Raw genomic sequence first — 4,866 nt, 5'->3', positions numbered from 1 at the left:
TCGTCGCGGGCGATCAGGCGCCGCGCAGGGACGCCGGCCGGCCGCGTCTCGAGGATCGCCGTCGTGGCGACCGCCAAAAGGAGCGCGATCGGGGCGTAGCGGAGGGGCATCCCGCGCGCGGCGGTGAGGCGGCGCGTGACGCGAGCGAGGTGCTGGAGGGCGCCGGCGAGGCCGATGCCGGCGAGGCTCGCGACGGCGAAGGTGACGACGAACCAGAAGCGGGACGGCGTGCGCACCGACGCAAAGCCGGGGAGCCGCATGAGCGCCGCCCAGGGGGCGAGGTAGCTGCGATCCCCCCAGGTCACGCGGGGGCCGACGGAGAAGACCGCGTAGGTCACGGCGAGCGCCGTGAGGAACCAGGCGAGGAGGAGCGTCGGGTCCTTCGTGCGGCGCCGGTAGGCGAAGACGGCGAAGGCGAGGGCGACGATCCCGAGCAAAACCGCCGGGATCGGGTGGACGATGCCGATCACCCCGGCGCCAACGATCGCCGGCGAAACGAGCAGCACCTGGGCGATCGCGCGCGCCCCCGCACCCTCCTGGACCGCCCCAAGAAACGCGAGCGGGGCCAGCGCGAGGCCGGTCACCGTGAGGAAGGTGGCGCTCTCCCAGCCGAGTTTGTCGCCGAAGCGCGGGCCCCAGAGCGCGAGGAACTTCGGCACCGCGAAGAACTGTTCCGGCTTCGCTGAAAAGCCCTGGATCTCCTCAAGGCCGCGGGTGATCGCGTAGTTGTGGACCCCTTCAAAGTGCTCCACGTAAATGGGGACGATCAGCGCCGCCACGATCGGGCTGTCCTTGGAGGTGCGGTAGAGCGTCTGCTTGATCGCCAGTACGTTCGGGTCGCGCGCGGCCTGACGCAGGAACTGCACCACCACGTCGAAGCTCTCGAAGGGGTGGTGAACGAGAATGTCCTTCTCGCGGATCGCCGCGAAGCAGTCGCCGCCGTGGTCGCGGATGCGCTCGGGGAAGCGGGCGTTGAAGGGCGGGAACTTCAGGTCCGGACGGTCCGGCGGGATCAGCTCCGACATCTGGGCCAGGCCCAGCTTGCCGTCGACCAGGATGACGTCCTCGGGCTCGGCGCGCAGGCCCTCGATGATGAAGTCGCGCAGGTCCTGCGGCATGGTGGTCTGGATCTTGACCCGCACCACCTGGCCCAGGCGCCGCTTCTTCAGCCGCGCCTCGAACTCGCGCACCAGGTCCTCGGCCTCTTCCTCGATCTCCAGATCGCTGTCGCGGATCAGGCGGAACAGGCCGCGCCCCTCGACCTCGTAGCCGGGGAACAGGTGGTCGAGGAACAGGATGATGAAGCTCTCCAGCGCCATGATCTTGCGCTGGCGCTTCTTGCCGCGCGAGACCACGGAGCTCAGCTCCCAGAACCGCCGCACCTGCTGGGGGATCGGCGCCAGGGCGTAGAGGTGCTTGTCGTCAGCGATGCGACGCAGCTTCAGCGCCAGACAGAAGCCCAGGTTCGGGATGAACGGGAACGGGTGGGCCGGGTCGATCGCCAGCGGCGTCAGCACCGGGAAGATCTGGTTCCTGAAGATCTCCTCGGCGCGGGCCTTGTCTTCGCCCTCGATGTCCTTGGCGTCGAGGAGCTTGAGCCCCTCGTCCCACAGCTCGGTGCGGACCTGGCGCCAGATCTTCTGCTGCTCGGCCATCAGTTCGGCGGCCGAGGCGTTGATGCGGGCCAACTGCTCGCCCGGCGTCAGGCCGTCCTGGCTGACCACCCGCACGCCCTCGCGCACCTGGCCCTTCAGGCCGGCCACGCGCACCATGTAGAATTCGTCGAGGTTGTTGGCCGAGATCGACAGGAAGCGCAGCCGCTCCAGCAGCGGGTGGCGCGGATTGGAGCTCTCCTCCAGGACCCGCTGGTTGAAGGCCAACCACGACAGCTCGCGATTGAAGAACCGCTCGGGCGAGGCCATCAGCTCGCCGTCCAGCGTCAGCCCGGGGGCTTCTTCCGTCTGCGGAGCATGGGCGGCGTCGAGAGGCATGGTCGCTGCGTCGGTCATGGTTTCACTATAGGCAGACTTTGTTCCGCCATGGTGAACGAGGCAAGTGACGGGAAGAAGACAGGGGGAAGTTGCTGATCTCCACGCCACCCAACCGCCTTCCTAGGCCTTGTGCCTAGGACCCATGGCGCGGCCGGGCTGGGACAATCGAGACTGGGGCGCCGTCGATGTGGAAGGCTCCCGGGCATTTTCAGCGGATGCGGAACGATGGGTCCTAGGCACAAGGCCTAGGAAGGCGGGTCTATTGATGGGGTCAGGGTTTTCACCCCGCCTCCTCATCCCCCTCGAAATCCCCCAGCACTTCCCGCGCCAGCGCCTTGTTCAGCTCGCGCCGCGCTTGCGCCGCCGCCTCGTCCAGCAGGTCCGCCGCCGCGATCGCCTCGGCGGCCGAGCGGGGCAGGCGCAACAGCAGGTAGGGATAGAGGTCCGGATCGGGCTTCAGCAGCCGCTGCGCGAAGGCCCGCCGCAGCACCGCCTCCAGCACCACGTCGTCGGGCTCGGCGATGGTCGCCACGCACAGGGCGTTGAGCCGCGAGCGCAGGTCCGGCACCGCCGCCGCCCAGCCCACCGGGGCTGCGCGCCCGGTCAGCAGCACGGTCCCGCCGTCGACCCCGGCCATGTTGAGGATGTGGAACAGCGCCTCGTCCGACAGGGCGGTCCCTTCCGCCCGCCGGTCGGCGTCCTCGACCAGGATCGCCTTGCCGCGCAGGGCGGGAAGGTCGGGCGCCGCATCGCCGGTGGCCTCGACGACCACGGCGTCATGCGCCGCCGCCCAGGCGCGGGAGAGGTGCGTCTTGCCCACCCCCGCCGGCCCGACCAGCGCCAGCCGCCCCTCGGGCCAGTCCGGCCAGGCCTCGACCCGCGCGACGGCGTCGGCGTTGCTCGGCGAGACGGCGAAGTCTTCGCGAGCATAGGTCGGCGCGGCGGTCAGCGGCAGTCGGAACTGGGTGGACAACGCGAGGTCCCAGCGTGGTGAACGTCAGGACCAGGATATAGGGCGGTTTGGCGAGGCGGGGGAGGTGGCGGGGCTGGGGAGGTTGGGGATGGAGGGGCGGGAGGTGTGGATGGGGGCCTACGTCTAGAGCTTCGCTCGACCGGAATCGTAGTCGCTGATATTACGGCGTTATGTCGGGCGATAGACTCTCATTCTTGCTGTTCTTTGTCGGAACAGCGGTTGCAGCTGTTATGGCAGCGATTCAATCAGCGGGAGGCAGGGCCAAGATATTTTGGGCTGCTGCTGTCGCCTTCGCAGTTATGGGCTTTTGCTACTATCGGTGGTCGGATTCAAAGAGTCTGACGTCCGTGTTGTTTGCGATTTGGGGCATGGGACCTCTAATTGCTCTGTGGGGAGCGTTTATCTACGTCAGCGGATGGCAGCGAGTAAAAGAGAAGCCTTCGAAAATATTTTCGCCGCCGCCGGTACTAAACCCGGCCCTAACTCCGAAATATCTCAATGATATAGTCAATAGCTCAACCTCTCTCGAGGCGAGTAACCGAATTTCGGCCCATTCAAATCAGCTAATGAAGGCTGTTGCGCAGATTTATGAGGTGAAAGACGGCTTTCTGAGTTCGCGGCCGGTTGCTGAATTGCTAGGGCTTCACAAGAAATACGGGCAGAACGCCAGAAATAGCCTTTCGGTTACCTTCAAGGCCAATCAGCGTGATGCGCTAGCCGCTGTGAAGCGTGGAGATTGGATTGAGCTTGTTGGCCGTCCTATTCACGAAGGTCACGTCGGATGGTCCATGACAGATTGCGAGTTCATAGGGCTAGCGAACCCGCCGCAGGATGCCGTCTCAAGGCCGAAGGCAGTCAGGAAACCAAGCAAGCCAAAGGCCTAACTGATATTTGTCTCTACCCTCCATCCATCGGTTCGTTGGTCGCCCGCGCCCCGCGCGGTCCCGTCCTTAAATCTCTTGGAGGCTGCAGCGTGCAGGACTGACCAAGTCAGTCAAGGACCGCCCTCCGGGCGGCCGCGCGGCGGCGACGCGGAGCGTCGTCCTTGAGTGACTTGGACAGCCCTGCGATCGTCTCGCCGTGAGATGTAAGGATGGCTCCTTCTCGGGCGAGAAGGGGCGGGGACTGGGTCTTAACCCCAAACACCCGACCTCCCCGGCGAATGCCGGGGCCCAGATTCATCCGGAGCGGTTTGGGTGAGCGCGCCATGCGGCATGGCGAGCGCTTCGAAGGTGGCGGGTTCGATCTGGGCCCCGGCATTCGCCGGGGAGGTCGGTGTCTATCGAGCCCTTCTCCCGCAGGGGGAGAAAGGATCACCCCACCACCCACCGCGCCGCCAGCAGGGCGAACCCCACCAGGATCACCGGCCCGAACACCCGGAAGGTGTGGCGGGTGCAGGGTTCGGGGAAGAAGGTGTCCCAGGCGCCGTCCTTGGTCGCGCCGTACTTCACCGCCATCGCCGTCATCGGGCACTTGAAGCCGCAGGCGGCGAAGACGGCGCTCTCGACCGCCACCAGGCCGGCGGCGACCCACAACCAGGGGCCGGTCGCGCCGGTGATCCCGGCCGCCAGCACCACCAGCGACGCGCCGGCCATCACCACATAGATCACCGTGTGCGCGGCGCGCACCAGGGTCAGGCGCTGGGCGTTGGTCATGGGGAAACACTAAGCTCTTCTCCCCTTGCGGGAGAAGGTGGACCGCCCACGGGTCGCGCGATGCGCGCGCCCGAGGATAAACTCCGCGGGACGGATGAGGGGTTTCTGGGCGGCGTGACCCCTCATCCGTCAGCTTCGCTGACACCTTCTCCCGCAAGGGGAGAAGGATTATCTCTACCCCATGCCCCTTTCCCCCGACATCCTGGCCTGGCGCGACGAGATGCTCCGCCCGCCGGGACCGCTGAAC

At 66.6% G+C, this 4,866-nt stretch carries 3 protein-coding genes and 2 pseudogenes; 1 reads left to right on the top strand and 4 read right to left on the bottom strand.

What is annotated here, in order from left to right:
• Positions 1-2,009 (bottom strand): annotated as a pseudogene (locus tag Q0379_RS15815) (hypothetical protein); the annotation flags it as partial.
• Between the two features lie 262 nt (positions 2,010-2,271).
• Positions 2,272-2,964: a chromosomal replication initiator DnaA gene (locus Q0379_RS15810; RefSeq protein WP_299010835.1), complete on the bottom strand. Its 693-nt coding sequence runs from the start codon at positions 2,962-2,964 to the stop codon at positions 2,272-2,274.
• A 194-nt stretch (positions 2,965-3,158) separates the two neighbouring features.
• Here Q0379_RS15810 and Q0379_RS15805 point away from each other — a divergent pair, with 194 nt between their 5' ends.
• Positions 3,159-3,848, top strand: a complete 690-nt coding sequence (locus Q0379_RS15805; RefSeq protein WP_299010833.1) for a hypothetical protein — start codon at positions 3,159-3,161, stop codon at positions 3,846-3,848.
• Positions 3,849-4,277: 429 nt separating this feature from the next.
• Here Q0379_RS15805 and Q0379_RS15800 read toward each other — a convergent pair whose 3' ends face one another.
• A complete protein-coding gene (locus tag Q0379_RS15800; protein ID WP_299010830.1) occupies positions 4,278-4,619 on the bottom strand; it encodes a hypothetical protein in 342 nt (113 codons plus the stop codon).
• A pseudogene (locus tag Q0379_RS15795) lies at positions 4,616-4,791 on the bottom strand (hypothetical protein). Before Q0379_RS15795 ends, Q0379_RS15800 begins: the two are co-directional and overlap by 4 nt.
• Positions 4,792-4,866 lie beyond the last annotated feature (75 nt).

The sequence above is a fragment of the uncultured Caulobacter sp. genome (assembly GCF_937900395.1).
Taxonomy (GTDB): Bacteria; Pseudomonadota; Alphaproteobacteria; order Caulobacterales; family Caulobacteraceae; genus Caulobacter.
Note: the sequence above shows the minus strand (reverse complement) of the source record. Positions and strands in the feature narration are given on the sequence as shown.